Raw genomic sequence first — 25,754 nt, 5'->3', positions numbered from 1 at the left:
GGGACCCCACCCGCTTCGTTTCTTTGCCGTTACTTCGCCAATCGGGGCTGCTATGCCCCTGCCATGACCGATCTTGTGGATACCAAACAGCCGTACCGAGCACGCTCGGATGCGCCGCCAAACCATCTCGCGCAAGAATTCGTCGAGACGCTGCGCCTCGCCGTGCCGTTGATGCTGACGCAGCTCGGGCAGATCGCGATGATCACCACCGATCTCGCGATGATCGGGCGGCTCGGCGAGGATGCGGTGGCCGCGGCGGCGCTGGCCCATACGGTCTATTTCGTCAGCTTCACCTTCGGGCTCGGATTGACGTCCGCCGTGTCGCCGCTGGTGGCGCAGGCGTTCGGCGCCGGCGATGTCAGGCTGATCCGCCGCTCCTTGCGCGTCGGGCTTTGGGTTGCGCTGCTGATCTCGCTGCCGATGATGGCCTCGCCGCTCTATGGCGAGCAGATCCTGCTCGCGCTCGGACAGGCGCCGCATTCAGCCAGCCTCGCCCAGCACTACCTGAATGGACTTGCGTGGGGCATTGCACCGGCGCTCGGGTTCATCGCCCTGCGTGGCATGATGAGCGCGGTGAACCGGCCGCAGGCGCCATTGTGGATCACGGTCGCGGCGATTCCCGTCAATGCCGCGCTGGTCTATGCCCTGATCCACGGCCTGTTCGGCCTGCCGGAGCTCGGCCTGTTCGGCGCGGGGCTCGCGACCACGCTGGTCAATCTCGGCACCTTCATCGCGGCACTCGCCATCGCCGGGCTGCGCAAGCCGTTTGCGGACTACCGTCCGCTCGCCCGTCTGTGGCGGATCGACTGGCCCTTGATGCGCCAGCTCATTGCGATCGGCGCGCCGATCTCGTTTTCGCTGCTGCTGGAATATGGCCTGTTCTCCTCGGCGGCACTGCTGATGGGACTGATCTCGACCGCCGCGATTGCCGCGCACCAGATCGCGCTCCAGGTCACGGCCGTGCTGTTCATGGTGCCGCTCGGCATCGGCATGGCGGCGACGGTGCGGGTCGGCCATGCCTTCGGCCGCGGTGACCCGGCGGCCGTGAAGCGTGCAGGACTGGCCGCGGCCGTGCTCGGCGTCGCGCTGGTGTCCGCGCTGACGATCGCCATCATCATTGGGCGCTACCAGCTCGGCCGGCTGTTCTTCGGCGGCGGCAACGAAAGCACGGCCACCGTCGAACTGACCGCGACACTCCTGGTGGTCGGCGCCACCTTCTTCATCGCCGACGGCCTCCAGACCATCATGGGCGGCGCGCTGCGCGGCATCAACGACACCAGGATGACGCTGCTGTTCGCGGCGATCGGCTATTGGGGCGTCGCCTTTCCCATCGCCTGGGTGCTGGCGTTCAATGCCGGGCTCGGCGCGGTCGGAGTCTGGATCGGATTCTCGATCGGCACGTTCGTCTATGCCGGCCTTCTGATCTTGCGCTTCCGGATGCTCGCGCGCAAACTGGCGGGATGATCGGGACAGTCCGCGAAGTCACCCCCAATGTCGACGCCGGCACGGTGCTGACAGGCGCGCAGTTCATCGACGCGTTTCGCGTGGAGGTCGGCGCGGCCAGCGTCAACGCCCGCGAGGCCTGCACGAGGATGGTGCTGCATGGGCCGCGCTGGATCGACGTGCTGCTGCGCCTGCGCAACATTCTGGTGAGGCCGTTCGGGCTGAAGACGTCGGGCGAAGGCGCGCCGGCGCCGGGCGGGTTGATCGGGCTGTTTCCGGTGCTGAGTGAGACGCCGGAGCGGCTGATCGCGGGTTTTGACGATTCCCACCTCGATTTCCGCATCGTGGTCGACGTGGGCGGCGATGCGGGAAGCCGGCAGGTCACGTCGACCACGCTGGTGCGGACGAACAATCTACTCGGCCGCACCTACCTCACCCTCATCATGCCTTTCCACAAGCTCGTGGTCCGCAGCATGATGGGCCGCATCGTGGAGCCGATGCGATGACTCTCTCCGTCGATCTCTTCTATTCCTTCCGCAGCCCGTTCAGCTATCTGGCGCTGCCGAAGACGCTGAAGCTCGTCGCGGAGTACGACCTCGCGGTGAATTTGCGCCCGGTCTATCCGCTCGCGGTCCGCGTGCCCGGATTTTTCAAGAAAGCCAGCCCGAACTTCATTCGCTATGTGGTGCTCGACAGCACGCGCGTTGCGCAGCACGAGGGCATTCCATTCCGCTTTCCGAGGCCGGATCCGATCGTGCAGGACAAGACGACGTTCGATGTCGCGGCCGAGCAGCCCTACATCCACCGCCTGACCCGTTTGGGCGCCATGGCTCAGCTCGAAGGCCGCTCGCTCGCATTCACCTCCGCGATCGCGCGCGTGCTGTGGGACGGCTCGGTGGCGGGATGGAACGAAGGCGACCACCTCGCACGCGCGGCCGAGAAAGCCGGCTTCGATCTTGCCGCCATGGATACGGCCATCACAGCAGATCCGGACCGTTACGAGCAGGTGATCGCGGAGAACGAGAAGGACCACGCGGCATCAGGCCATTGGGGCGTGCCAACCTTCGTGTTCGAGAACGAGCCGTTCTTCGGCCAGGACCGCATCGATCTCCTCATCTGGCGCATGCAGGGCAAGGGTCTGACGAAGCGCTAGATAGAGCGTGATGAGGCTTGATCGCTGCACGACGGAGGTGCACTCCCTCTCCCGCTCGCGGGAGAGGGTCGGGGAGAGGGTATTTCCGCAATGGGACAATCCCCAAGAGGAGAAAGCCCTCACCCGGCGCTTCGCGCCGACCTCTCCCGCAAGCGAGAGAGGTGAACGCACCGCGGCAATCGATTCAACCTAAAGCCATTCCGCTTTGGTATGGCTTACTCCGCCACTCGCGCGGACTTGCCGGCCGCCGCCTCCGACCATTCGCCGACGACGCGGTCGAGGTCGCACAGATTCTGATGCATCTGCTCCAGCGAGAAACCGAGCGCGAAGAAGCGCTCGGCGGTGTCGCCGGGCTGGCCGCGAATCAGGCCGTCCTGACGCACGGACGCGACCGCCTCGGCATAGTGCTGGAGCGCGACGTGGACGGGATGGATCGGCGGCGCGCCGGCGCCTTCGCGCAAGGCGCTAGCGGCCGAACGCAGGAAACGCGCAATCACGGTCGAGACTTCCGCCAGCGGGCCTGCGAGCCGCGTCTGCACGTCAGCCGGCAGCGGCACCACGGTGGCCCGGCCGATCATCACGACGTCATGGCGCAGCCGCAGGATGGTTCGCAGCAAGGGACCCGTGTCCGGGCCGCTCGATAGGCGCGCGGCGCGCTCGCGCTCGGCCTCGGCGCCAATCGCGTTGAGGCTGACCATGGCGGTGCCGATGCCGTCCTGGATCCGGTGCAGCGCGTCGTTGTCGCGGCCGCGCGTGAGGCCGGCGAGCAGCTCGGTGAAGGCATCCGCGATCAGTTCGAGCAGCGTCGCGGCGCTGGCGCGGATCTGCCGCACCGCGCGCGAGGGCAGCACCAGGAACGAGACCAGCAACCCCGTGACGGCGCCGACCGCGACCTCGCTGACCCGGTCGATCGCCGAAGCCATGGGATCGGAGTGGTGCATGGTCGGCACCAGGAGCACGATCACCGCGGTGACCGTGGCCGCGCTGAGGCTCGGATTGATCGCGGCGATGAAGGCGAGCGGGGCGACGGAGAGGACCAGAAGCCCCAGCAGACCGGCTTCGCTGGAATAAGGGATCAGGATCGCGATGGCGCCGCCATAGACGGCGCCGCCGATGGTGCCGAGCAGGTAGTCGCGCGTCGCCTTGAGCGAGCGGCCGACACTCATCTGGGTCACGATCAAGGAGGTCAGCACCGCCCAAAGCGGCAGCAACAGATGTAGCGCGGTCGCGATCGCATAGGCCGCAGCCGCGGCCACCGTGACCCGGATCGCCAGCCCCAATTGCGTCCGCCGCGACCTGATGTGGTCGAACAGCTCTTTTCTGAGTGCCATCGAAGTCCCGGTCCGATCCTGGAAGCCAAGCAAAAGCATGGCTGATGCCCGCAGCCCCAAGGCCGCTTGAAAGGCCAAATCAGCCCGCCTAACTTGCGCGCCAAAACGAGGAAACACGATGGCCCACGAAACCGCAACGCTCGCCGCCTATGTCTTCAATCTGAAATACCAGGATATTCCTGCGGAGGTGCTGGATCGCGCAAAAGTGCTGACGCTGGATTTCCTCGGCAGCGCGATCCGGGCGAGACGCGAGGCCGAATCGACCCCGTCGATGCTGAAAATGCTGGAGGCGCTGGCGCTCGACACCAAGGGCGAATCGACCGTGTTCGGCGACAGCAAGACCTGGACGCCGGCTGTCGCGGCGCTGCTCAACGGCGCGCTCGGCCATTCCCTCGACTTCGACGACACCCACGCCGATTCCTCGCTGCATCCGAGCGCACCGGTGGTTCCTGCCGCCTTCGCCGTCGGCGAGATGGTCGGCGCGTCCGGCCGTGACGTGCTGACCGCGATCGTCGCGGGCTATGAGGTCTGCTGCCGGCTCGGCAACGCGCTCGACCCGACCTCGCATTATGCGCGCGGCTTCCACCCGACCGCGACGGCCGGCACCTATGGCGCGGCGGCGGCGGCCGGCAAGCTGTTCGGCCTCAGCGAGAAGCAGCTCATCGCCGCGTTCGGCGTCTCCGGCAGCCAGGCCGCGGGCTCGCTGCAATTCCTGGTCAACGGCGCCTGGAACAAGCGCTACCAGGTCGGCGCCGCCGCGATGAACGGCGTGATCGCCGCGACGCTCGCCCGCAACGATTTCGTCGGCGCGACGGAATCGGTCGAGGGCAAGCATGGCCTGCTCGCCGGCTATACCGACGACGCACATCCGGACAAGGCGGTCGCCGAGCTCGGCAAGACCTACGAGACCATGAAGATCGGCGTGAAGCCCTATCCGAGCTGCCGCTACACGCATGCCGCGATCGACGCGCTGATCGCGATGCGGCGCGAGCACAATCTGACGCCGAACCAGGTCAAGCGCGTCGAGATCGGCCTGCACCGCAACGGCATCACGCTGACCGGCGATGCCGCGACCAAGCGCCACCCGCGCTCGATCGTCGGCGGCCAGTTCTCGATGTTCTTCACCGGCGCGCTCGCGCTCGACCAGGGCTCGTTCGGCTGGGACGATTACAACCGGCTTGGCGATGCCGCGATCGACGCGCTGGCCGACAAGTTCGACGTGGTGCAGGACGACCGCCTCGAGATCGGCCGCACCCATCCGTTCGGCGCCCGCGTCAGCATCACCACCGACGATGGCGTGCACGAGCGGCTCTATGCCGATCCGTCCGGGGAGCCGAATTCGTTTCCCGACACGCAGGCAATGCAGCAGAAATTCCTGACGCTGGCCCGCCCGGTGCTGAACGCACGCGCGGAGAAGTTTGCGGACGCGATCATGACGCTGGAGCGGTTCGATCGCGTCGCCAAGGCGACCGAATTGGGACGCTAAGTCTCGCGCCGCGGCACTCCGCTTACCTTCCCCTGGAGGGGGGCCCCTCCAGGGGAGGGTAAGAAAGACCTCAATCCACTCCCGCCAGCTTCCCCTTCTCGCGCGTTGCGGCAATCACATCGCGCACCAGATCGAACACGCCATCGGCTTGCGGCGGGGCGTTCGGCGAGCGTCCCATGCGCACGATCACCAGCTTCTCCGACGGGATCACGATGGTGTATTGCCCGATCGTGCCCTTGGCGAAGAAGGCATCGCGCGGCCAGCCGTGCTCCACGCGAATCTTCGCGCCAAAACTGTCGCCCTGGTTGGTCCAGAAGCCGGCGCCGATGCCGACCCACGCGTTCGGTGTGGGCGTGGCCGTGTAGCTCACCCAGCCCTCAGGGAGGATGCGCTTGCCGCCGGCGACGCCGTCATTGAGATAGAGCTGGCCGAAGCGCGCCCAGTCGCGCGCTGACGCCAGCATCTCGGTCGACCCTTCGATCGTGCCCGAGCCGTCGAGCTGGAGCACGACATGGCGCATGCCGAGCGGGCTAAACAATTCGCGGCGCGCGAAGCGGAGCGCGTCAGCAGGCTTGCCGCCGGCTGCGTTGCGGATCAGCTGAGAGAGAACCATGAAGTTGCCATCGTGATAGTTCCACGCCGTGCCGGGCGCCGTCTCGAGCCGGATGCTCGCCGCATAGGCGGCCATGTCGGTCTCCACGAACTTCATCCTGTTGACCGGCTCGAACGCCGAGCCGAGCGAGGCTTGCAGCGAGCTGCCGAGCGCCAGCCCCGCGGTGTGACGCAACAACTGATCGACGGTGATGGCATGGCGCGGATCATCAGGATCTTTCCAGGCCGCAACCGGCGCGGGCCCGTCGAGCTTCAGCTTGCCCTGACGCACCAGCACGCCTGTTAGCGCCGAAATTACCGATTTCGTCATGGAGAAGCCGAGCAGCGGCGTCTCAGGTCCAATGCCGTCGACATAGCGCTCGGCGATGATCCGGCCCGCCTTCATCACGACGACCGCGCGGGTGCGGCGGTAGGGCGGCTGCGCGGGCTCGGTGAAGGCACGGTCGAGCGCGGCGGCAAGCTCGGGCCTTTGCGGCGGCACGATCGCGGGGCCGGCGATCTCGGGCAACAATGCCAGCTGCCCGCCGTCTGCAGGCGGCTCGACGACAGTAACGCCTGCGCCCTGCTCGAGCGTGCAGCCCAGGCCCTCGCGATAGACGGCGTGGCTGCGGCCGAGGCCGAACAATGTCACCGTGACGTCCTTGCGCACGCGATCGACCTGGTAGTCCATCGCCCAGGTGATCAGGCTGGTGCCAGGCATCGCATCGTTGGTCTCGCTGAAATTGCGCCTGGTATCGAGGCCCGAGACGAACGTCTCGGCGCAGAGGATGTCGGCGACGAAGCCGGTGGCGACCTTGGGCATGTCCTGGGCGCGAACCGCGCCGAGCGCGAGGCCGGCACAGGCGATAGAGGCGGCGAGCAAGAGGATCTTGCGGCGGCGGGTCACGGGCTTTCTCCGGTTTCGAGAGGTGTGCCGGGGGAGGAAGCCGGAGCTCGCCGATGGCGGCTCGCCGAATTTTGAAATCGGCTTGGTCGAAGCCGGGCGAGGCTCGCCGATTCTGACATTTCACAGTGATTAGAAAGGTTTAGAAATCAGACCGCATTTACCTTCAGCCGCCGATATTCCGTCGGTGTCACGCCGGTCACTGCCTTGAAGGCGCGGTTGAACGGTCCGAGCGACTGGAAGCCGGCATCCATGGCGATGGTGATGACGGGGACCTCGGCCTGGGTGGGGTCGGCGAGCGCGGCCTTGGCCTCCTCGATCCGGTGATTGTTCAGGAACACATTGAAGTTGCGATAGCCAAGCCGCTGGTTGATCAGCCGGCGCAGCCTGTATTCGGGAATCTTAAGCCGGCCCGCCAAGGCGCCGATGGTGATGTTCTCTTGGCGATAGACCCGCTCGTCCGCCATCAGCCGCATCAGGGCGTCGATGAGCTTCTGGTCGGCGGATTCATCGACCGTCGCGGGCTGCGCCACGATTGTCGGCGCCCCCACCGGCGCCGGAAACAGATCGCCGCCATCGACGCGCATCATGGCGCAGGCGATGGCCGCGACGATGCAGGCGAGCACACCGGCATTGATAGTGTTGGCGACATCGCCGGCAATGCCGGCAACGAGGATTTGGAGCACGGCATTCAACCCGCCATAGAGCGCGGCGGCGCTGACGATGAAGACGCGAACATTGCGGCGGCGCTCGACCAGATCAGCCGACCACGAGGCGATCGTCTGCGCCACCGCGAGCGCGATGAAACCGAGCACGATCAGGTTCACTGCCGTCACGGAGAACCGCGCATTCCCGCCCGGCGCGATCCAGAGACACCCGACGAAGCTGAAGGCGGTCACCGCGGCCCAGATCAAACCGTGCCACCAGCGTAACCGGAATTCGTCGTCGAACAACGCGCGTGTGAACAGCCAGAACACGACGACGTTTCCGGTCGAAAGCGCAATCAGCGGCGCATGCCAGATCGGAACGGGCGACGACACGCCGATGGAATAGCTCGCGGCATGCGCCGCCGAGCCGAGCGCGAAGGCGGTGCCGAGCCGGGCGGCGAGGACATTGCGGAAATCGGAGAGTAATGACGCCACCAGCACCAGCAGCAGCGCGACGCTGGCAGCGCGAAAGGCGAGCTCGGTTGCGGCAAGGGTCATCAGGCGATGCGACGGTTGCGGTTGAAGGCAGCCGAACATCGTTCGTTGCGCTTGGTTTTTCAAGGACCATCCTCACGACAGGTGTCGTCGCCCGGCTCGACCGGGCGATCCAGTACTCCGAGGCGGCAATGCTTGAATCGATGGGCCGCGGCGTACTGGATGCCCCGCTTTCGCGGGGCATGACAGCGGAGTTTGTGGCGTCATAGCGGCGCGACGTCTGGCCCCTGCCCCTTGCCGCGACGACGATACGAAATTCTGCTAGGCTCGCGCCCAACAAAACCAAAGGAGTCCACCATGAGCTGGCAACCCTCGAACGATCCCGTGCTCGGCGATCCCATGTCCTGCGATGCGCTCGATCTCGTCATCGTGCCGCGGACGCGCGATCTCGGCGACGGATTCGCGGTGCGCCGCGCGCTGCCGCATGGCAAGCGGCAGATGGTGGGGCCCTTCATCTTCTTCGATCATTTCGGCCCCGTTCAGTTCGTCTCCGGCAAGGGCATGGACGTGCGGCCGCATCCGCATATCGGGCTTGCCACCGTCACCTATCTGTTCGACGGCGCGATCATGCATCGCGACAGCGAGGGCAACGTCCAGGAGATCGCGCCCGGGGCGATGAACCTGATGACGGCCGGCCGCGGCATCGCCCATTCCGAGCGCACGCCGGATGCGCAGCGCGCCTCGGGCCAGAAGATGCTGGGATTGCAGAGCTGGATCGCGCTGCCGGCCGGATCGGAAGAGATCGCGCCGTCGTTCCAGCACTACGCCGCGGGCGAACTGCCGATGATCTCCGAGCGCGATTTTACCGCACGCGTGATCGCGGGCTCGTCCTTCGGCATCGCCTCGCCCGTCACGATGGTGTCGCCCTGGTTCTACACCGAGGTCACGGCAGGCGCGGGCGCGACGGTGCCGCTCGATCCTGATCATGAGGAGCGCGCGATCTACGTGGTGGACGGCGAGGTCGAGATCGCGAACGAACGTTACGAGGGGCCGCGGCTCCTGATCTTCCGGCCGGGCGACCACATCACCGTGAAGGCCCTCAAGCCGACGCGGATGATGTTTCTCGGCGGCGATGCGCTCGAAGGCCCGCGCCACATCTGGTGGAATTTCGTCTCCTCCAGCAAGGAGCGGATCGAGCAGGCCAAGCAGGACTGGAAAACCGGCCGCTTCGCCGCAGTTCCGCAGGAACACGAGTTCATTCCGCTGCCGGAATAGGCTAATCCGGTTTCCGGCTGCGCCATCCGGCGCGGCCGGATTTTTGCCTGAAGGCCCTGTCTGCGAAAGCCATGCCGATGACCACCATGCTCTCCAGCGACCTGCCGCTGCCCAAGATCGGACGCGGCAAGGTGCGCGACATCTACGCCGTCGACGACGACCGCCTGCTGCTCGTCACCACCGACCGCATCAGCGCCTTCGACGTGGTGATGGGCGAGACCATTCCGATGAAGGGCGCCGTGCTGACGCAGATCAGCGCGTTCTGGTTCAATGAGCTCGAAGGCGTGGTGCCGCATCACATGATCAGCGCGGACACCGACGAGATCGTTGCGACCGTGCCGGCGTTGAAGCCGCACCGCGCCGAGATTCTCGGCCGCGCCATGCTGTGCAAGCGGACCACCGTGTTCCCCATCGAATGCGTGATCCGCGGCTATCTCTCAGGCTCCGCCTGGAAGGAATATGCCGCGAGCGGCACGCTGGCCGGCGAGAAGCTGAAGGCAGGCCTCGTCGAAAGCGAGAAGCTGGAGCCCGCGATCTTCAGCCCGGCGACCAAGGCCGAGAGCGGCCATGACGAGAACATCACCATCGCCAGGATGCGCGAAGTGGTCGGCGACGAGGTCGCCTACACGCTGGAGAGCATGACGCGCGCGATCTACACGCTCGGCGAGGAGCTGGCGCGCGAGCAAGGCATCATCATCGCCGACACCAAGTTCGAGTTCGGCCGCGACAAGGACGGCCGCATCATCCTGATCGACGAAGTCATGACGCCGGATTCCTCGCGCTTCTGGGCGGTGGATGCCTACAAGCCCGGCCAGCCGCAGGCGAGCTTCGACAAGCAGCCGCTCCGCGATTATCTCGACGTCGAACGCCGCGCCGGCCGCTGGAACGGCGACGCCCCGCCGCCCCCGCTGCCGGCCAGCGTCGTCGATGCAACCAGCAAACGATATCTGGAAGCGTATCGACGCGTGACGGGGAAAGAGCTGAAAATCTAGCGAGTATTTTGTCGGTCCGGCGCGACGCGCTCGTCTCAAGCGTCCGACGGCGCGATGCGTTTGGCAGGGATGGATGGATGACCCGCTTCATCGCCGGGCGCGCCATCCGCATCCAGGGCCAGCAGGAGTTCGGCAACCCGGTTGGCGGAGGCAGTCCATTCCGCGAGCTTGGCATAATTGTCCGTGAACCAGTTGAACGCGGTCTGGACCACGACGAATGCCGCTGAAGCCTGAACCACCTCGCCCAGCGTCATCGTGTCGCCAAGATACTTGGGGAGGCAAAGCAAGAGGCCGACCACCGGCGTCACCAGAAGACCCGTATAAGTGACCAGCGTCATCCGCATCAATTGCCAGCAGTAGATTCGCCAGATCGCAATCACGGCTTTCAAGGCGGCGCCAACGGCGTGGCGGCCATTCATGCCGGCCTCCTGCACCACCTTGCCTTCGCGGGTCTCGCGCACATGTGTTCCAATCGCCCGCAGTTCGGCTTCCATGCGCTTGTTTTCCTCGATGACCCGCGTCAGACGGCCGGCCGTCAGCCAGATGCCGATCACCAGCAGCGCGGAATACGCAATCACGGCGAGGACGAGGTAACCGGGAATCGCAAAGGCGATACCGTCGAAGTTGATTTCCAGACTGCCGCCGACCGACCATAGCACCCCGACGAATGTTGCAATGGTGAGCACCGATTGAAGCAGACCGGTTGCCAGATCGATCGGGAGGTCCGTCGCGACCTTGGCATCCTCAGCGATGCGATACTCGGGTGCCTCGTGATGTCCCTGGATTGCGTTGCGCCTCGGAAGACGATCATCCGCCAGCCAGTCGCTATAGAGGCGGTTGCTCAACCACTCGCGCCAGGAACGCTGCAGGGTCATGCGTGCCCACACGGAAAACACGGTCAAGGCGATGCTCGCCGCCGCCAGCGGCAAAAACCGGAACGCCTGGGCCAGAAGTTCCGCCTGGTCCTTCCGACCAATGGCGTTGAAAAAGTCACGATTCCAGAAGTTGAGCCCGTACTGCGTCAGCAGCTGCAGGATGACGTTGACGATCAACGCGACCACCAGAAGCCACGCTGTCCACGCCGTTGGTCCGCGCCAGTATCCCGAGGCGCTCTGCCAGAAGCGGCCTAAAAGTTGCTTTTCACCCGGAGCGAAAGAAATCCTCGTCAGCATTCGCGAGCCGCAATCTTGCGCGCGCGCCACCATATGATGCCGCTGGCGCCAGACTATGCTGTCTCATCCGAGGGATCTTGATCTGCGTCAAGCGAGGTGCGACACACCATCGTGCTCCGCCGCGCTTCACGCCTGCAACATAGACTGGATCCGTTGTGCGGCGCTCAGCAGCCGGCGATTTCCGTTTTCGGCGCCCCGCCTGGCGTCGAGCCAGACACCAGCATCTCGACTTGTCGGATTGCGGTCGCCGCGTCGATGTCAACGACAATGCCGTTGTCGGCATCGACCATGCAGTTGGTGGAATAGGCGCAAGAACGCCTGCCCACCATGGGCTCCCGTTCAGCGCTGCCGGATCGGCCGGTGAGACGAACTTGGCTGGCGCGTGGCGCGATGCTCGTCTGGGCATTACCGACGCAGATGCCGGCGACATCAGTTCGGCTCGCTCGGCCAAGCAACAAGAATGGCAGCCATCACGCACTAGTGAAAGTTAACACAGGACAGCCCTGCCCTTGCGAGTGAACACAAGGGCCGGCAGGTGCGACCAACATCCTACAGCGGAAGAGTTGGCGCAGCGCCTGCCTCAGCCGGCCGCATGTCAGGAGGTTCGAGGCAGCATTTTGGTATCGAAGGAGACACCATATGCAGCTGAAAGATAAAGTAGGACGGTACGCGGCGACGGGTCGAAGCTGCCAGAACTGGAAGAAGGACCAGGAACTGGTCATTTCGCTGCTCAACAAGATCTCCATTTCCGACGGTGGTGCTGAGAACATGCTCAAACCGCAGCTGGTCGTGACCGGTCACGCCAGCGATAGCCTCTACACCTCGATTCTATATTTCCAAAAGAAGAACTTTCCCGGCACGCCCGACGGTTACATTCGGCCTGCGGGCCCGACATTCAAGCGGCTCGTTGAACTGTCGACAAAGGCGGCCGCCAAGCCCGCCCCGCAAAAGGGCCAGTGGGATGCCGTCGCTACTCCTTCCGTCAATGCTGCACTTGGCAAAGGCCTCGCCGACGATTCAAAGCTGGATTACGCGGAGGTGGTCGATATCATCCGGGCCACCGTCACGGACGGCATGGTCACCGCATTCGAGTTGGACGACCTGCTCACCATTGCGAATACCTCCAGAACGCTCTCCCCTACTTCGAAAAAGCTCATCACCCTTTTCGTCGGAGACGAACAGAAGAAGTGGCTTGGAATCGGACCGTACGACCTCAATTCGGATCACAGGAAACTCGCCGCAGAAATGGTCTGCGATTTCCTCAAGAACACGAGGACCACGTTCTTTCCGAAGCTCGACCCGCACCGCGTCGGCATAGGTATTCTCAGGCGCATTGCGAAGCCGAGCCTCATCGATCAGGATCAGGGAAGTCTGTGCGGGCCCTCCGCGCTGATGTTCAGCTACGCATCCGATAAGCCAGGGCACTACGCGCGGTTCGCGATCGACCTGTATCAGAAGGGACAGGCGACTCTTGGCCGCCTGCTGATAAAGCCGGGAAAGGATGTGAGGAACTACACGCCGCCCTGGTCGCTGGACCACGTCGATTGGCTGACGTGCGCCTCCATACGCGATTCAGAGAATTGGTTCCTCGATTTCGACGACACAGGCAAAATCAGCGATCTTGCCGGCGTCACCCTGCCGAGCGAGATGGAGCAATGGTTCCGCAAGGCCGGATACCGAGACGTGCGCGAGAATACCAACATTTCGCGATTCAACAAAGGCATCGACGATGTAAATGAAGCCAACACCCTGCTCGACCGGGGGTATCGCGTATGCCTCTTCATAAGCGCCAATATGACGGACTATGACGATCAGTCCGATAAAGGCTCCGCGTTCACGATGCACTGGGTCGTGCTGCGCGAGAAGATACAGGTCGTGAACGGGTACGTGAAGGCGAAGGTTTTCTCATGGGGCAATGGCGATTACGAGATCCCGCACGCGAATAAAGCCGGCGCCGTAAAGCCCCTCGCCACTAAGGACTTTCTCATGAATTTTTACGGGTACGTTGCTGCCAAGGCGTGATTCTGCCTCCCCGCTGAGGCAGGGCTATCGCATGTGAGGAAACGCGGCGGGAAACTCGCCTGCGGCCATCTCGAAGGACGAGGCGCTTGCTCAGGCCCGTCCGAAAGTCATATGCGATTACCCTCCCCGCTGAGGGAGGTTTCTCCGCGACAGGTGACCGTGACCAATCCCTTGCGTTGAGGCGGGAACTCAAGCGTGATCGCACTATGAGGAGGCGGCCACCAGTCGGAATGGGCCTTCGTCCAGCGGGTCGTAAAACGAGGCCGGCGGCTACACCCCCGCCATCATCACGTATTTGATCTCGACATATTCTTCCATTCCGTGATGCGAGCCTTCGCGCCCGAGGCCGCTTTCCTTGACGCCGCCGAAGGGCGCGACCTCCGTGGTGATGAGGCCGGTGTTGACGCCGACCATGCCCGACTCCAGCGCCTCGGCAACGCGCCAGACGCGGCCGAGATCGCGGGAGTAGAAATAGGAGGCCAGGCCGAACGGCGAGGCATTGCACATCGCAATCACATCGGCTTCGTCCTTGAAGCGGATGACGGGTGCGAGCGGGCCGAAGGTTTCCTCCTGCGACACCAGGGAGTCCGGCTTGACGTCGGCCAGTACGGTCGGCTCGAAGAACGAGCGTCCGAGCTCGCTGCGCTTGCCGCCGGTAACAACCTTGGCGCCGCGCTTCACGGCATCGGCGATGTGGCGCTCGACCTTGTCGACGGCCTTCATGTTGATCAAAGGCCCTTGCGTGACGCCGCTCTCGGTGCCGTCGCCGATCTTCATCGCCGCGACCTTCTTCGACAGCTTTTGCACGAACTCGTCGTAGATCTTGTCCTGGGCGTAGAGGCGGTTGGCGCAGACGCAGGTCTGGCCCATGTTGCGGTATTTCGAGACGATCGCACCTTCGACCGCGGCATCGATGTCGGCGTCGTCGAACACCACGAACGGCGCATTGCCGCCGAGCTCGAGGCCGAGCCGCTTCACGCCGACCGAGGCCTGCTGATACAGGATCTTGCCGACCGCGGTCGAGCCGGTGAAGCCGACGAAGCGCACGGCCGGATGCTCGCACAACACCTTGCCGATCGGCGGGGCATCGCCGGTGACGATGTTGAAGACGCCCTTGGGCACGCCGGCCTTCTCCGCCAGCACGGCAAGCGCCAACGCCGACAGCGGCGTCTCGTTCGCGGGCTTCAGGACCACGGTGCAGCCGGCGGCGAGCGCCGGGGACACCTTGCGCGTGATCATCGAGTTCGGGAAATTCCACGGCGTAATCGCACCGCAGACGCCGATCGGCTGCTTGATCGCGAGCAGCCGCGCATCGGGACGTTGCGTCGGGATGGTCTCGCCATAGACGCGACGCGCCTCCTCGGCGAAGAACTCGACATAGGCGCCGCCGATATCGACCTCGCCGAGCGCCTCGGTGAGCGGCTTGCCCTGCTCGGAGGTGAGGATCAGCGCGAGGTCCTCGCGATTGGCGATGATCAGCTCGAACCATTTGCGCAGGATGTTGGAGCGCTGCTTGGCGGTGTGCTTGGCCCAGGCCGGAAAGGCGCGCTCGGCGGCTTCGACCGCCTTGGTCGTCTCCTCCGCACCAAGCTGCGGAACCTTGGCGAGCTCGACGCCGGTAGCGGGATTGTTGACCGCAAAGACCGGCGTGCCGACCCAGGCGCCGTCGATGTAGCAGGCCTCCCTCAAGAGCGACGGATCCTTCAACCGGTCGCGCAAATTGGAGGTGGCTTGCGGGGCGCGTGCGGCGGCAGTCGGGGTCATGGCGTTTCTCCCTGGGCGATCGGATCGGCCGCAATATAGGGACGGACGATGCGCAATGCACCGCCCTGCAACGCACGTCAGATGGCAGTTAAACTGGCAGCGGCCTTAGGCCGCGCCGCTCATATAGGTCTCGCGCCGGCCGATCATGCGCTCGGCCGCCGCCTTGGCGTCGGCCTTCGTGGAGGTCGCGCACGTCCGATATTCGAGATCAGGGACATGAGAGGTGTCGCGACGGCCAAACCAGGATTTTGAGCCGACCGGCAGCAGCGCCAGCGCCTGCGCCAGATTATCGACGGCGCCGAAGGAATAGAGTGCGCCGGTGCCGGCGATGCGGACCTCGTATACGCCGGGCGAAATCGGCGCCTCCAGGTTCTCTCCGCGTCCCTGACGGGGATAGCGCTTCCATTCGCTCCAGGTCGAAATCATCTGAGGTCCCCCTCGCCACCCATCCTCGGACGGCAACATTTGCATCAAGTCTTAATCGGCCCATGGATCGGACCGGGTGCTGAACGCGGCAGCTCACGAAATGTTTCAGGCGTCCGAGAACGCGTGAAACCTATCGCTTGGAGCCCCCATCCAGGGTGAGGGCGACGTGTGGACATCCACCGCAGATTGCAAAGGAGCTTCGCCGTCCAGCCCCGTTGTCGTCCTGCGTGGGGCCAAGACCGTCAAGTCACGACATCGCGACCGGCGCATGCGCGTAGATGCGCTTGCCGCGCCGAGCATGTGGGACGACAATCGATCACTTCCAACAATAATCAAACCCGAGGAAACGTCATGCAAGGCAAAGCACAGATCGATGAGATTCTGCGTCAGAAGAGCGAGGCCAGGGAGATTCCGGGCGTCGTCGCGATCGCCGCGAGCGGTAACGACGTGCTGTATCAGGGCGCATTCGGCCAACGCGACCTGTCCAAGCCCGACGCGATGACCGATGACAGCGTGTTCTGGATCGCCTCGATGACGAAGGCGGTGACCACAGCGGGCGCGATGCAGCTGGTCGAGCAGGGCAAGCTGTCGCTGGATGCGCCGATCGGCGATGTCCTGCCCGATCTCGCCAATCCGCAGGTGCTCGAAGGCTTCGATGCCAACGGCGAGGCAAAGCTGCGCCCGGCGAAGGGACCGATCACGCTGCGCCAGCTCATGACCCACACCGCCGGCTTCTGCTACAATATGTGGAACGGCGATCTCGCGGTCTATCTGGACAAGAACGGCATTCCCGCCATCACCACCTGCCAGAATGCAGCACTGAAGACCCCGATCATGACCGACCCCGGCACGCGCTGGGAATACGGCACCAACATCGATTTCGTCGGCAAGGCCGTGGAGGCCGCCAGCGGCAAGCGGCTGGACGCCTACCTGCGCGACAATCTGTTCAACCCGCTCGGCATGAACGACACGGCCTTCAAGATCGCCGACGACATGCGCAAGCGCCTGGTCGGCATGCACGCGCGCGGTGAGGACGGCCAGCTGGCTGCCATCCCGTTCGAGCTCGAGCAGGAGCCGGAATTCCACATGGGTGGCGGCGGCCTCTACTCGACCGCGGCCGACTACATCAAGTTCACCCAGATGATCCTCAACAAGGGCCGCGGCAACGGCAACCAGGTGCTGAAGGCCGAGACCGTCGCGACGATGGGGCAGAACCACATCGGCGATCTCGCCATGGGCAAGATGACGACGGCGGCGCCGATGTACACCAACGACGTCGATCTCTACCCGGAGCAGGTGAAGAAGTGGGGCCTCAGCTTCATGATCAACACCGCCAAGACCGCCGAGGGACGCAGCGCAGGCAGCCTCGCCTGGGCAGGCCTCGCCAACACCTATTACTGGATCGACCCTGCCCGCGGCATCACCGGCGTGATCCTGATGCAGCTGTTGCCGTTCGCGGATGCGAAATGCCTGGAGGCATTCGCAGGTTTCGAGCGCGGGGTTTATGCCGGGCTCGACGCTGCTGGAAGCGGGCAGAAGGCGGCCTGAAGGGCGCGGCTCTCACCAACCCGTCATGGCCGGGCTCGTCCCGGCCATCCACGTGCAGCCGCAGGGCACAAAGACGTGGATGCCCAGGTCAAGCCCGGGCATGATGACTGAGAGACTATGCTGGGTATTTTGGCGAGAGGATTTCGACTTGGCTGACAATTTGGCCGATAAAGCGGACAGCTACGTTTGCGGCATCTCGGACACGCCGCTGCTCGGCGACACCATCGGTCGCAGCCTCGACCGCGCGGTGCGGCGCTGGGGCGATCGCGAGGCGCTGGTTTCACCCAACCACGGCGTCAGATGGACCTGGAGAGAGTTCGCCGAACGGGTCGATGCGCTCGCCGCGGGCTTTCTCGCGCTCGGGCTCGAACGCGGGGAGCGGATCGGCATCTGGTCTCTGAACCGGCCGGAATGGACACTGACCCAGTTCGCCGCCGCCAAAGCCGGCCTGATCCTGGTGACGATCAATCCGGCCTACCGGCTCAGTGAGCTGGAATTCGCGCTGAAGAAGGTCGGCTGCGCGGCGATCGTCACCGCAACGGCGTTCAAGACCAGCAATTACATGGAGATGCTCAACACGCTGCTGCCGGAGCTGGCGGACGCCAGGCCCGGACAGTTGCAGGCGGCGCGATTGCCGGCCTTGCGGATGGTGATCCAGATCGGCGGCCCGGCGGCCTCAGGCACTGTCGCGTTCGAGGAGGTCGCGCGCATGGGCCGGGCACAGCATCGCGAGCAGCTTGCCGCGCTCGGCGCCGCCCTGCAATTCGACGACCCCGTCAATATCCAGTTCACCAGCGGCACCACGGGATCGCCGAAAGGCGTGACGCTGACCCACCACAACATCCTCAACAACGGCTATTTCACCGGCCGTGCGATGCGCCTGACCGAACAGGATCGCATCTGCATTCCGGTACCCCTCTATCATTGCTTCGGCATGGTGATGGGCAACCTTGCCTCGGTCACGCTCGGCACCACCATGGTCTACCCGGGCGAGGGCTTTGGTCCGCTCGCGACGCTGCGTGCGGTCGAGCAGGAGAAATGCACCGCCCTGTATGGCGTGCCGACCATGTTCATCGCCGAACTCGATCACCCCGAGTTCAAGACGTTCAATTTGAAATCACTGCGCACCGGCATCATGGCCGGCGCGCCCTGCCCGATCGAGGTGATGAAGCGCGTCAACACCGAGATGAACATGCGCGAAGTCACCATCGCCTATGGCATGACCGAGACCAGCCCGGTCAGTTTCCAGAGCGCAACCGACGATCCGCTCGAGCGGCGCGTCTCCACGGTCGGCCGCATTCATCCGCATGTCGAGGTGAAGGTCGTCGATCTCGAAGGCAAGATCGTCAAGCGCGGCGAACGCGGCGAGCTCTGCACCCGCGGCTACAGCGTCATGCTGGGCTATTGGGAGGAGAAGGAAAAGACGGCCGACGTGCTCGACGCCAATGGCTGGATGCACACCGGCGACCTCGCCACCATCGACGACGAGGGCTATTGCAACATCGTCGGCCGCATCAAGGATCTGGTGATCCGCGGCGGCGAGAATCTCTACCCGCGCGAGATCGAGGAGTTTCTGTATCGTCACCCCAAGATCCAGGACGTGCAGATTTTTGGCGTCGCCGACACCCGCTACGGCGAGGAGCTCTGCGCCTGGATTCGCATCAAGCCGGGCGAAACGCTGACGGCCGAGGAGGTCCGCGCCTTCTGCGACGGCCAGATCGCCCACAACAAGATCCCGCGCTATGTCGAGTTCGTCGATGAATTCCCGATGACGGTGACGGGAAAGATCCAGAAATTCGTGATGCGTGACGCGGTGGAGCAGCGGCTGGGATTGAAGGCGGCGAAGACGGCGTGAGGGCTGAGTGCCCTTGCCACACCAACACTGTCATTCCCCCGCGAAAGCGGGGAATCCAGTACGCAGCGGCTTCTCGATGGACAGCTGGTGTTTCGGACTACTGGATCGCCCGGTCAAGCCGGGCGGTCACAGCAGAGGATGAGGCGCGACTTCGGCTACGCGGTCAGCCCGCGCTGCTGCGCCAGCTCCTTCAGCGAGACCTGCGGCCGCGCGCCGATGTGCTGGATCACTTCGGCAGCGGCAAGCGCACCGAGCTCGCCGCATTGCTTGTAGGCAAGATTGCGCGCCAGGCCATAGAGAAAGCCTGCAGCGAAGAGATCGCCGGCGCCGGTGGTGTCGACCACCTTGTCGACCGGGAATGCCGGCGCGGCGACGGCGTCTTCCACCGAGACCACCATGCAGCCCTTCTCGCTGCGGGTGACGACGCCGAGATTGACGTCGTTGCGCAGCTGCTTCAGCGCGGTGTCGAAGTCCGAGGTCATGTAGAGCGAATGCAGCTCGGACTCGTTGGCGAAGACGATGTCGACGGTGCCGTTGCGCATCAACGAGAGAAACTCGTCGCGATAGCGGTCGACGCAGAAGGAATCCGACAGCGTCAGCGCCACCTTGCGCCTGGCGTCATGGGCGATCTTGGCCGCCTTGACGAAGGCATCCTTGGCGTTCTTGGGGTCCCAGAGATAGCCCTCGAGATAGACGATGCCGGCGCTCGCGACCTCGGCCGGGTCGATATCGGCGGGCGACAGGTCCTGCGCCGCGCCGAGATAGGTGTTCATGGTGCGCTCGCCGTCGCCGGTGACCAGGATGTAGGAGCAGCCGGTGGCGGGGCCGTCCTTGGCGGCGGGCGTGTTGAAGGCGACGCCGGCGGCGCGGATGTCGTGGACATAGAGGTTGCCGATCTGGTCGTCCTTGACCTTGCCGACATAGGCGGCGCGTGCACCCAGGCTACCGATGCCGACGATGGTGTTGGCAGCCGAGCCGCCCGAGACCTCCGTGGCCGGCCCCATGTCCTTGTAGATGGCGGCCGCGCGCGCCTCGTCGATCAGGGACATGCTGCCCTTGGCCATGCCATGCTTGGCCAGAAAGGCCTCGTCCGTCCTGACCAGCACGTCGAACAGCGCGTTGCCGATGCCGAGAACGTCATATTTCACGTCAGCCATTCACCTTGATCCTGTTTGCCGGATTGCGATACCCGGGGAAATCCGCTTCCTGTCGGCCTGAAATCTGCCTCGCGGCCTATCACGACCGAGCCGGCGCGGGCAAGCAACGGTATTCTCGAGAGCAATGATCCGCTCCTTCCTCACCGTCTCGACGGGAACATTGGCCTCGCGGCTGCTGGGTTTTGCCCGCGATTCCATGATTGCGGCGCTGCTCGGCACCGGCGTCGTGGCGGATGCGTTTCTGGCGGCGTTTCAGCTCGTCAATGTGGTGCGGCGTCTGCTCAGCGAGGGCGCGCTGAACGCGGCGCTGATCCCGACCTGGCTGCGCATCAGGGAGCGCGACGGGGCGGCGGCCGCAGCGGCGTTCGCCGGACGCGTGCTCGGCACGGTCAGCGCGGCCCTGATCGCGATATCGATCCTGATCGCATTGTCGATGCCGCTGGTCATCACGGTCATCGCGCCGGGATTCCTTGGCAGCGGCACGCTCGATCGCGCGGTCGAGAGTGCGCGGCTGATGCTGCCCTATCTCGCCTTTGCGGGCCCGGTCACCGTGCTGATGGGATTGCTCAACGCGCAGGGCCGCTTCGCGCTGACGGCGTTCTCGCCCCTGTTGTTCAACATCGCGCTGATCGCCGCGATCGCGGTGCTGCTCGCCTGGCATGCTGACGCCGGTTTCGCTGCGTGGACGTTGGCGGCCACCGTCGGCGTCGCGGGCCTGCTGCAACTCCTGATGCTGCTGTCGCAGCGAAGCGCGCATCTTGCGACGCCGCTGCGCGCCAGTTTCGACAAGGAGATGCGCGGCTTCTTCGCCAAGGCGATCCCCGGCATGCTCGCAAGCTCGGGCCCGCAATGGCTGATGGTCGCGGGCGCGATCATCGCCTCTGCGACGCCATCCGCCGTGTCCTGGCTCTATTTCGCCAACCGCCTGATCGAGCTGCCGCTCGGCATCGTCGGCGTCGCCATGGGCACGGTGCTGGTGCCGGAGCTAACGCGCGCGGTGAGCAGCGGCGATCGCGACGCCGTGGCGCATGCCGAATCGCGCGCGCTGGAGCTTGCAGCCGGGCTGGCGCTGCCCGCGACGCTCGGCCTGGTCGTGCTGGCCGAGCCGATCGTGCGGCTGTTGTTCGAGCATGGCGCGTTCGGTGCGGAGGACAGCGTGGCGACGGCGCATGCATTGATGTGGCTGGCGCTGGGCCTGCCGGCGCATGTGCTGATCAAGGCGTTGTCGCCTGCCTTTTATGCCCGCAGCGACACGATGACGCCGCTGCTGGCCACGGCCAAAGGCTTTGTGGTCGCCGTCGTGCTCGCCGTCCTGCTCGGCCATCTCTTCGACACGAGCGGAATCGCCGCAAGCATCGCGGCCGGCGCCTGGAGCAGCGCGCTCTCGCTGCTCCGCAAGGGCAGGAGCGAGTTCGGCTTCTCGGTCGATGCGAGCGCCCGCAAGCGGCTGCCGCGGATCGTGCTCGCCGCCGCGGCCATGGGCACTCTGCTCTGGCTGACTGCAGGCCTCGTGCCGGCCGGGGCCCATGGCTTCATCGATTTCATCGTGCTCGGCGCGCAGATCGCGGCCGGAATCGCCATCTATGGCCTGCTGCTGCAGATCCTCGGAGCGGCATCCTGGCGCGAAGCGGCTGTCGCCCTGAAGCGGCCTGTCCCGCACCACCGGCACGACTGACCTCGCGAATTGCCCTTGACGGGGCAGCGCCGCTGTTGGAAACGACGGCCGAATAGCTTCAGGAAGGCTTGCCAGGAAAACTAACCATGCCATTCGTTGAACGGGTCTTTTCGGGTGTCCAGCCGACGGGCAATCTGCACCTCGGCAATTATCTCGGCGCGATCGTCAACTTCGTGAAGATGCAGGAAACTCACAACTGCATCTATTGCGTCGTCGACATGCACGCGATCACGCAAGGCATCGACGTCTGGGGCGGACCGGCCGAGCTCACGCGCAGCACCCGCGAGGTGACCGCCGCGTTCATCGCTGCCGGCATCGATCCCAAGAAGCACATCGTGTTCAACCAGAGCCAGGTCTCGGGCCATGCCGAGCTCGCCTGGATCTTCAACTGCGTCGCACGCATGGGCTGGCTCGGCCGCATGACCCAGTTCAAGGAGAAAGCCGGCAAGGACCGCGAAAACGCGTCCGTTGGCCTGTTCGACTACCCTGTGCTGATGGCCGCCGACATCCTGCTGTACCGCGCCACCCACGTTCCGGTCGGCGAGGACCAGAAGCAGCATCTCGAGCTCTCGCGCGACATCGCGCAGAAGTTCAACAACGATTTCGGCGACTCCATCCGCAGCCAGGGTGCCAATGACGGCCTGTTCTTCCCGCTGCCGGAACCCTTGATCACGGGCCCGGCGACGCGCGTGATGAGCTTGCGCGACGGCACCAAGAAGATGTCGAAGTCGGACGCCTCCGACAATTCGCGCATCAACCTCACCGACGACGCCGACACCATCGCGCAGAAGATCCGCAAGGCGAAGACCGATCCGGAGCCGCTTCCGACGGAGGAAAAGGGCCTGGAAGCCCGTCCCGAGGCCGACAATCTCGTCGGCATCTTCGCCGCGCTCTCCGGCCGCTCCAAGGCCGAGGTGCTCCGCGATTTCGGCGGCGGCCAGTTCTCCAGCTTCAAGAACGCGCTGGCGGAGCTGTGCGTCACCAAGCTCGCGCCGATCGCCGGCGAGATGAAGCGCCTCGTCGCCGACCCCGGTCATATCGACGCGATCCTCATCGACGGCTCCGACCGGGCCCGTGCCATCGCCGACGAGACGATGAAGCTCTCCAAGGACATCGTCGGCTTCATCCGCCGGCGCTAGAACGGTCGGCGCCAGGCGCCGATCGCGTCTCCTCTCCCCAAGCGGGAGCGAGTGTGGCAGCATGCGGCCATGCACTCGCCGGGACATGCATGACCAGCAAGCGACTTTGCTTCGAGCCGGGTCACAAGCCCAAATGCCTCGTCGTCGTCGACGACACCGCTGAATGGGATCGCGCGGTCTATTATGCCAGCCGCTGGGCGATCCGCGCCGGCGGCGGCGTGGTGATGCTGCGCATTATCGAGCCCGAGCAGCAGAGCCAGGAATGGCTTGGCGTCGCCGACATCATGCGCGCCGAAGCGCAGGAAGCGGCGGAAGCCGCGCTCGACCGCGCCGCCGGCCGCGCCAACGGCATCGCCGCGATCACGCCGGAACGGGTGATCCGAGAGGGCGCGCCGATGGAACAGCTGCTCGCGGTGATCGATGAGGACCCCGACATCGCCATGCTGGTGCTCGCTGCCAGTCCCGGCGCGGAAGGGCCGGGGCCGCTGGTCTCATCGCTCGCGCACGAGTTGGGCACGTTCCCGGTGCCGGTGACCATCATCTCGGGCGCGCTGAGCGACGAAAGCGTGGATTCGCTGTCGTAGGTCCCCGGGCTGGGAGGCGGCCTGTTGTTCGCTCGTCATGCCCGGGCTCGTCCCAGGGATCCACGTTCTTTGCACCACGAAGCAAGGCGTGGATGGCCGGGTCAAGCCCGGCCACGACGATTGGAGATTTCGGCGCCCTAACCTACTGATATGACAACGAAACAGTTCCCTCTCCCCTTGATCGTGCGTTCCCCGTCGCCATCTGCTAGTGGATAGGCACGCGCCGGCCTTGAACCGGCGACGTCTGGAGAAAACCATGTTCATTCAAACCGAAGCCACCCCCAATCCCGCCACGCTGAAGTTCATTCCCGGCCGCGTCGTGGTCGACGGCAGCCCCGTGGAGTTTTCGAGCCGCGAAGCCGCAGGCCGTTCGCCGCTCGCCGAAAAGCTGTTCGACGTGCCCGGCGTCACCGGCGTGTTCTACGGATCGGACTTCATCACCGTGACCAAGGCGAGCGGTGAATGGCAGCAGCTCAAGCCCGCGATCCTGGGTGCCATCATGGAGCACTACATGTCGGGCGCGCCGCTGCTTGCCGACGGCGCGGCTCAGAGCGACGCCGATCTCGACGACGAGGACGAGTTCTTCGACGAGGCCGACGCCGAGACGGTCGACATGATCAAGGATCTGATCGAGACCCGGGTACGGCCGGCCGTCGCCAACGACGGCGGCGACATCACCTTCCGCGGCTTCAAGGACGGCATCGTCTATCTCAACATGAAGGGCTCCTGCTCCGGCTGCCCGTCATCGACGGCGACGCTTCAGCACGGCATCCAGAACCTGCTCAAGCACTTCGTGCCCGACGTGGTCGAAGTCCGGCCGATGTGATTAGAGCGCGAATGGCGAGTAGCGAATGGCGAATGGAACTCCGATCGGCTAGACTGTTCGCCATTCGCCACTCGCCATTCGCTTTCTTATGCTGATCCTCGCCATCGATACTGCGCTCGACGCCTGCGCGGCCGCCGTGCTCGACACCGAAACGGCCGAACTGCGCGCGCAGGAATCGGTGCTCATGAAGCGCGGCCACGCCGAGGCCTTGATGCCGCTGATCGCGCGGGTAATGCAGTCGGCCAATCTCGCCTTCACCGCACTCGATCGCATCGCCGTCACCGTCGGTCCCGGAAGCTTCACCGGCCTGCGCGTCGGCATTTCGGCGGCGCGCGGCTTTGCGCTCGCGGCCGGGCGGCCGGCCGTCGGCCTGACCACCCTGTCGGCCTATGCCGCCGCCGTCGTGGGCCAGAGCGGAACGGCGCCCGTGCTCTCCGCAATCGATGCGCGGCACGATCACGTCTATTTCCAGATCGTCGCCGGCGACGGCAGCCAGCTGGTGCGACCTAAGGTCGCCAGCATCGACGAGGCGATCGCAGCCTCGCAATTCGGCGCGCCGCATCTGGTCGGCAACGCCGCAAAGATCCTCGCCGATCGCTGGCCGAAGGATGGACCGCAGCCTGTTGCGGTCGACGCGCAGCCCGCGCCCGACATCAGCTGGGTCGCCTGGCTCGGCGCGGCGGCCAATCCCGACACCACGCCGGCGCGGCCGTTCTATCTGAAGGCGCCCGATGCAAAGCCGGCGGCACAGAAGCCGCTCGCAGCGCAAGCCGCAACCTCATGATGGGATGGCTGTCGGAGTGGTGGCACGGCGGCAGCGCCGTCGTCGAGCCCGCGACCTTGCGCGATGCCGCGCGGCTCGCGCAGCTGCACGGCGCCTCCTTCGCGCACGGCTGGGGCGAAGGCGAATTCGAGAGCATGATCAGCGAGCGCAACACGCTGGTGCATCGCTTGCGTCTCGGCCGCAAGACGATCGGCTTTGCGGTGTCGCGGATCGGCGCGGACGAGGCGGAGATTCTCTCGATTGCGGTGGACGGGGCTTATCGCGGCCGCGGCCTCTCACGCACGCTGCTGATGACCCATCTCGGCCACCTCGCCGGGCGCGGCGTGCGCACAATATTTCTCGAGGTGGAGGAAAACAACCAGCCGGCGCGGCGGCTCTACGACGGGTGCGGATTCGTGGTGGTCGGGCGCCGCGATCGCTACTATAAGCAGCCCAACGGGGAACAATTGAACGCCCTTCTGATGCGACGTGACTTGTCGTAACAT

23 protein-coding genes are annotated in these 25,754 nt (G+C 65.0%); 15 read left to right on the top strand and 8 right to left on the bottom strand.

What is annotated here, in order from left to right:
- Nucleotides 1-63: 63 nt before the first annotated feature.
- From ABIA42_RS34365 to ABIA42_RS34355, 3 genes are read left to right on the top strand one after another with little or no spacing between them, the layout of a single operon-like run.
- On the top strand, nt 64-1,464 hold the full coding sequence (locus ABIA42_RS34365; RefSeq protein ID WP_370116848.1) for an MATE family efflux transporter: 1,401 nt from the start codon (nt 64-66) through the stop codon (nt 1,462-1,464).
- Nucleotides 1,461-1,949: a DUF2867 domain-containing protein gene (locus ABIA42_RS34360; protein WP_370116851.1), complete on the top strand. Its 489-nt coding sequence runs from the start codon at nt 1,461-1,463 to the stop codon at nt 1,947-1,949. Before ABIA42_RS34365 ends, ABIA42_RS34360 begins: the two co-directional genes overlap by 4 nt.
- Entirely contained in the window at nt 1,946-2,596 is a 651-nt protein-coding gene (locus ABIA42_RS34355) for a 2-hydroxychromene-2-carboxylate isomerase (RefSeq protein ID WP_271527937.1), read from the top strand. The genes ABIA42_RS34360 and ABIA42_RS34355 overlap by 4 nt, the downstream gene beginning before the upstream one ends.
- A gap of 215 nt (nt 2,597-2,811) precedes the next feature.
- Here the strand turns inward: ABIA42_RS34355 and ABIA42_RS34350 are convergent, their stop codons facing one another.
- Nucleotides 2,812-3,927, bottom strand: coding sequence for an aromatic acid exporter family protein (locus ABIA42_RS34350; RefSeq protein WP_370116854.1), 1,116 nt, complete (start codon nt 3,925-3,927; stop codon nt 2,812-2,814).
- A 118-nt stretch (nt 3,928-4,045) separates the two neighbouring features.
- Between ABIA42_RS34350 and ABIA42_RS34345 the strand changes: the two genes are divergently transcribed.
- Nucleotides 4,046-5,413 (top strand): MmgE/PrpD family protein, encoded by a 1,368-nt coding sequence (locus ABIA42_RS34345; RefSeq protein WP_271527935.1) that lies wholly within the window; start codon nt 4,046-4,048, stop codon nt 5,411-5,413.
- Nucleotides 5,414-5,483: 70 nt separating this feature from the next.
- On the opposite strand, the gene ABIA42_RS34340 is transcribed toward ABIA42_RS34345, so the two are convergent.
- Nucleotides 5,484-6,911: a serine hydrolase domain-containing protein gene (locus ABIA42_RS34340; protein ID WP_370116857.1), complete on the bottom strand. Its 1,428-nt coding sequence runs from the start codon at nt 6,909-6,911 to the stop codon at nt 5,484-5,486.
- A 146-nt stretch (nt 6,912-7,057) separates the two neighbouring features.
- The gene (locus ABIA42_RS34335) at nt 7,058-8,113 is read right to left on the bottom strand and encodes a helix-turn-helix domain-containing protein (protein ID WP_370116860.1); all 1,056 of its coding nucleotides are present in this window, start codon (nt 8,111-8,113) and stop codon (nt 7,058-7,060) included.
- A gap of 294 nt (nt 8,114-8,407) precedes the next feature.
- On the opposite strand from ABIA42_RS34335, the gene ABIA42_RS34330 reads away from it, so the two are divergent.
- Together ABIA42_RS34330 and ABIA42_RS34325 are read left to right on the top strand one after the other, a co-directional pair.
- Nucleotides 8,408-9,325, top strand: a complete 918-nt coding sequence (locus ABIA42_RS34330; protein WP_271527931.1) for a pirin family protein — start codon at nt 8,408-8,410, stop codon at nt 9,323-9,325.
- Nucleotides 9,326-9,402: 77 nt separating this feature from the next.
- On the top strand, nt 9,403-10,317 hold the full coding sequence (locus ABIA42_RS34325) for a phosphoribosylaminoimidazolesuccinocarboxamide synthase (RefSeq protein WP_271528030.1): 915 nt from the start codon (nt 9,403-9,405) through the stop codon (nt 10,315-10,317).
- A 35-nt stretch (nt 10,318-10,352) separates the two neighbouring features.
- On the opposite strand, the gene ABIA42_RS34320 is transcribed toward ABIA42_RS34325, so the two are convergent.
- Together ABIA42_RS34320 and ABIA42_RS34315 are read right to left on the bottom strand one after the other, a co-directional pair.
- Nucleotides 10,353-11,489, bottom strand: coding sequence for an SbmA/BacA-like family transporter (locus ABIA42_RS34320; RefSeq protein WP_271527930.1), 1,137 nt, complete (start codon nt 11,487-11,489; stop codon nt 10,353-10,355).
- 164 nt (nt 11,490-11,653) lie between these two features.
- The gene (locus ABIA42_RS34315; RefSeq protein WP_271527928.1) at nt 11,654-11,947 is read right to left on the bottom strand and encodes a hypothetical protein; all 294 of its coding nucleotides are present in this window, start codon (nt 11,945-11,947) and stop codon (nt 11,654-11,656) included.
- Nucleotides 11,948-12,128: 181 nt separating this feature from the next.
- Between ABIA42_RS34315 and ABIA42_RS34310 the strand changes: the two genes are divergently transcribed.
- Nucleotides 12,129-13,511: a hypothetical protein gene (locus tag ABIA42_RS34310; protein WP_271527927.1), complete on the top strand. Its 1,383-nt coding sequence runs from the start codon at nt 12,129-12,131 to the stop codon at nt 13,509-13,511.
- Between the two features lie 270 nt (nt 13,512-13,781).
- Here ABIA42_RS34310 and ABIA42_RS34305 read toward each other — a convergent pair whose 3' ends face one another.
- Both ABIA42_RS34305 and ABIA42_RS34300 read right to left on the bottom strand, forming a co-directional pair.
- Nucleotides 13,782-15,275, bottom strand: coding sequence for an NAD-dependent succinate-semialdehyde dehydrogenase (locus tag ABIA42_RS34305; RefSeq protein WP_271527926.1), 1,494 nt, complete (start codon nt 15,273-15,275; stop codon nt 13,782-13,784).
- 105 nt (nt 15,276-15,380) lie between these two features.
- Complete coding sequence (locus ABIA42_RS34300; protein ID WP_271527925.1) at nt 15,381-15,701, bottom strand: hypothetical protein; 321 nt, start codon at nt 15,699-15,701, stop codon at nt 15,381-15,383.
- 351 nt (nt 15,702-16,052) lie between these two features.
- Between ABIA42_RS34300 and ABIA42_RS34295 the strand changes: the two genes are divergently transcribed.
- Nucleotides 16,053-17,249 (top strand): serine hydrolase, encoded by a 1,197-nt coding sequence (locus ABIA42_RS34295; RefSeq protein WP_271527924.1) that lies wholly within the window; start codon nt 16,053-16,055, stop codon nt 17,247-17,249.
- Between the two features lie 160 nt (nt 17,250-17,409).
- Nucleotides 17,410-19,104, top strand: a complete 1,695-nt coding sequence (locus ABIA42_RS34290; protein ID WP_370143822.1) for an AMP-binding protein — start codon at nt 17,410-17,412, stop codon at nt 19,102-19,104.
- Between the two features lie 155 nt (nt 19,105-19,259).
- On the opposite strand, the gene ABIA42_RS34285 is transcribed toward ABIA42_RS34290, so the two are convergent.
- Nucleotides 19,260-20,261, bottom strand: a complete 1,002-nt coding sequence (locus tag ABIA42_RS34285; RefSeq protein WP_271527923.1) for an adenosine kinase — start codon at nt 20,259-20,261, stop codon at nt 19,260-19,262.
- Nucleotides 20,262-20,385: 124 nt separating this feature from the next.
- On the opposite strand from ABIA42_RS34285, the gene murJ reads away from it, so the two are divergent.
- From murJ to rimI, 6 genes are all read left to right on the top strand, one after another.
- Nucleotides 20,386-21,936 (top strand): murein biosynthesis integral membrane protein MurJ, encoded by a 1,551-nt coding sequence (gene murJ, locus ABIA42_RS34280; RefSeq protein WP_370116867.1) that lies wholly within the window; start codon nt 20,386-20,388, stop codon nt 21,934-21,936.
- Between the two features lie 86 nt (nt 21,937-22,022).
- Nucleotides 22,023-23,075: a tryptophan--tRNA ligase gene (trpS, locus tag ABIA42_RS34275; protein WP_370116870.1), complete on the top strand. Its 1,053-nt coding sequence runs from the start codon at nt 22,023-22,025 to the stop codon at nt 23,073-23,075.
- Between the two features lie 89 nt (nt 23,076-23,164).
- Entirely contained in the window at nt 23,165-23,659 is a 495-nt protein-coding gene (locus tag ABIA42_RS34270) for a universal stress protein (protein ID WP_271527920.1), read from the top strand.
- A 256-nt stretch (nt 23,660-23,915) separates the two neighbouring features.
- Nucleotides 23,916-24,485 carry a NifU family protein gene (locus ABIA42_RS34265; protein WP_028176514.1) on the top strand — a complete coding sequence of 190 codons (570 nt, stop codon included), beginning with the start codon at nt 23,916-23,918 and terminating at the stop codon, nt 24,483-24,485.
- Nucleotides 24,486-24,573: 88 nt separating this feature from the next.
- Complete coding sequence (gene tsaB, locus ABIA42_RS34260) at nt 24,574-25,269, top strand: tRNA (adenosine(37)-N6)-threonylcarbamoyltransferase complex dimerization subunit type 1 TsaB (protein ID WP_271527918.1); 696 nt, start codon at nt 24,574-24,576, stop codon at nt 25,267-25,269.
- Complete coding sequence (gene rimI, locus ABIA42_RS34255) at nt 25,266-25,751, top strand: ribosomal protein S18-alanine N-acetyltransferase (protein WP_028176512.1); 486 nt, start codon at nt 25,266-25,268, stop codon at nt 25,749-25,751. The genes tsaB and rimI overlap by 4 nt, the downstream gene beginning before the upstream one ends.
- The last annotated feature ends 3 nt before the right edge of the window (nt 25,752-25,754 follow it).

This window comes from Bradyrhizobium sp. USDA 327 (genome assembly GCF_041262065.1).
Taxonomy (GTDB): Bacteria; Pseudomonadota; Alphaproteobacteria; order Rhizobiales; family Xanthobacteraceae; genus Bradyrhizobium; species Bradyrhizobium liaoningense.
Note: the sequence above shows the minus strand (reverse complement) of the source record. Positions and strands in the feature narration are given on the sequence as shown.

Excerpts from the sequence above, each read along its gene's own strand:
- ABIA42_RS34365 (WP_370116848.1), top strand. The coding sequence starts at position 64 with ATGACCGATCTTGTGGATACCAAACAGCCGTACCGAGCACGCTCGGAT.
- ABIA42_RS34360 (WP_370116851.1), top strand. The coding sequence starts at position 1,461 with ATGATCGGGACAGTCCGCGAAGTCACCCCCAATGTCGACGCCGGCACG.
- ABIA42_RS34355 (WP_271527937.1), top strand. The coding sequence starts at position 1,946 with ATGACTCTCTCCGTCGATCTCTTCTATTCCTTCCGCAGCCCGTTCAGC.
- ABIA42_RS34350 (WP_370116854.1), bottom strand. The coding sequence starts at position 3,927 with ATGGCACTCAGAAAAGAGCTGTTCGACCACATCAGGTCGCGGCGGACG.
- ABIA42_RS34345 (WP_271527935.1), top strand. The coding sequence starts at position 4,046 with ATGGCCCACGAAACCGCAACGCTCGCCGCCTATGTCTTCAATCTGAAA.
- ABIA42_RS34335 (WP_370116860.1), bottom strand. The coding sequence starts at position 8,113 with ATGACCCTTGCCGCAACCGAGCTCGCCTTTCGCGCTGCCAGCGTCGCG.
- ABIA42_RS34330 (WP_271527931.1), top strand. The coding sequence starts at position 8,408 with ATGAGCTGGCAACCCTCGAACGATCCCGTGCTCGGCGATCCCATGTCC.
- ABIA42_RS34325 (WP_271528030.1), top strand. The coding sequence starts at position 9,403 with ATGACCACCATGCTCTCCAGCGACCTGCCGCTGCCCAAGATCGGACGC.
- ABIA42_RS34320 (WP_271527930.1), bottom strand. The coding sequence starts at position 11,489 with ATGCTGACGAGGATTTCTTTCGCTCCGGGTGAAAAGCAACTTTTAGGC.
- ABIA42_RS34310 (WP_271527927.1), top strand. The coding sequence starts at position 12,129 with ATGCAGCTGAAAGATAAAGTAGGACGGTACGCGGCGACGGGTCGAAGC.
- ABIA42_RS34305 (WP_271527926.1), bottom strand. The coding sequence starts at position 15,275 with ATGACCCCGACTGCCGCCGCACGCGCCCCGCAAGCCACCTCCAATTTG.
- ABIA42_RS34300 (WP_271527925.1), bottom strand. The coding sequence starts at position 15,701 with ATGATTTCGACCTGGAGCGAATGGAAGCGCTATCCCCGTCAGGGACGC.
- ABIA42_RS34295 (WP_271527924.1), top strand. The coding sequence starts at position 16,053 with ATGCAAGGCAAAGCACAGATCGATGAGATTCTGCGTCAGAAGAGCGAG.
- ABIA42_RS34285 (WP_271527923.1), bottom strand. The coding sequence starts at position 20,261 with ATGGCTGACGTGAAATATGACGTTCTCGGCATCGGCAACGCGCTGTTC.
- murJ (WP_370116867.1), top strand. The coding sequence starts at position 20,386 with ATGATCCGCTCCTTCCTCACCGTCTCGACGGGAACATTGGCCTCGCGG.
- trpS (WP_370116870.1), top strand. The coding sequence starts at position 22,023 with ATGCCATTCGTTGAACGGGTCTTTTCGGGTGTCCAGCCGACGGGCAAT.
- ABIA42_RS34270 (WP_271527920.1), top strand. The coding sequence starts at position 23,165 with ATGACCAGCAAGCGACTTTGCTTCGAGCCGGGTCACAAGCCCAAATGC.
- ABIA42_RS34265 (WP_028176514.1), top strand. The coding sequence starts at position 23,916 with ATGTTCATTCAAACCGAAGCCACCCCCAATCCCGCCACGCTGAAGTTC.
- tsaB (WP_271527918.1), top strand. The coding sequence starts at position 24,574 with ATGCTGATCCTCGCCATCGATACTGCGCTCGACGCCTGCGCGGCCGCC.
- rimI (WP_028176512.1), top strand. The coding sequence starts at position 25,266 with ATGATGGGATGGCTGTCGGAGTGGTGGCACGGCGGCAGCGCCGTCGTC.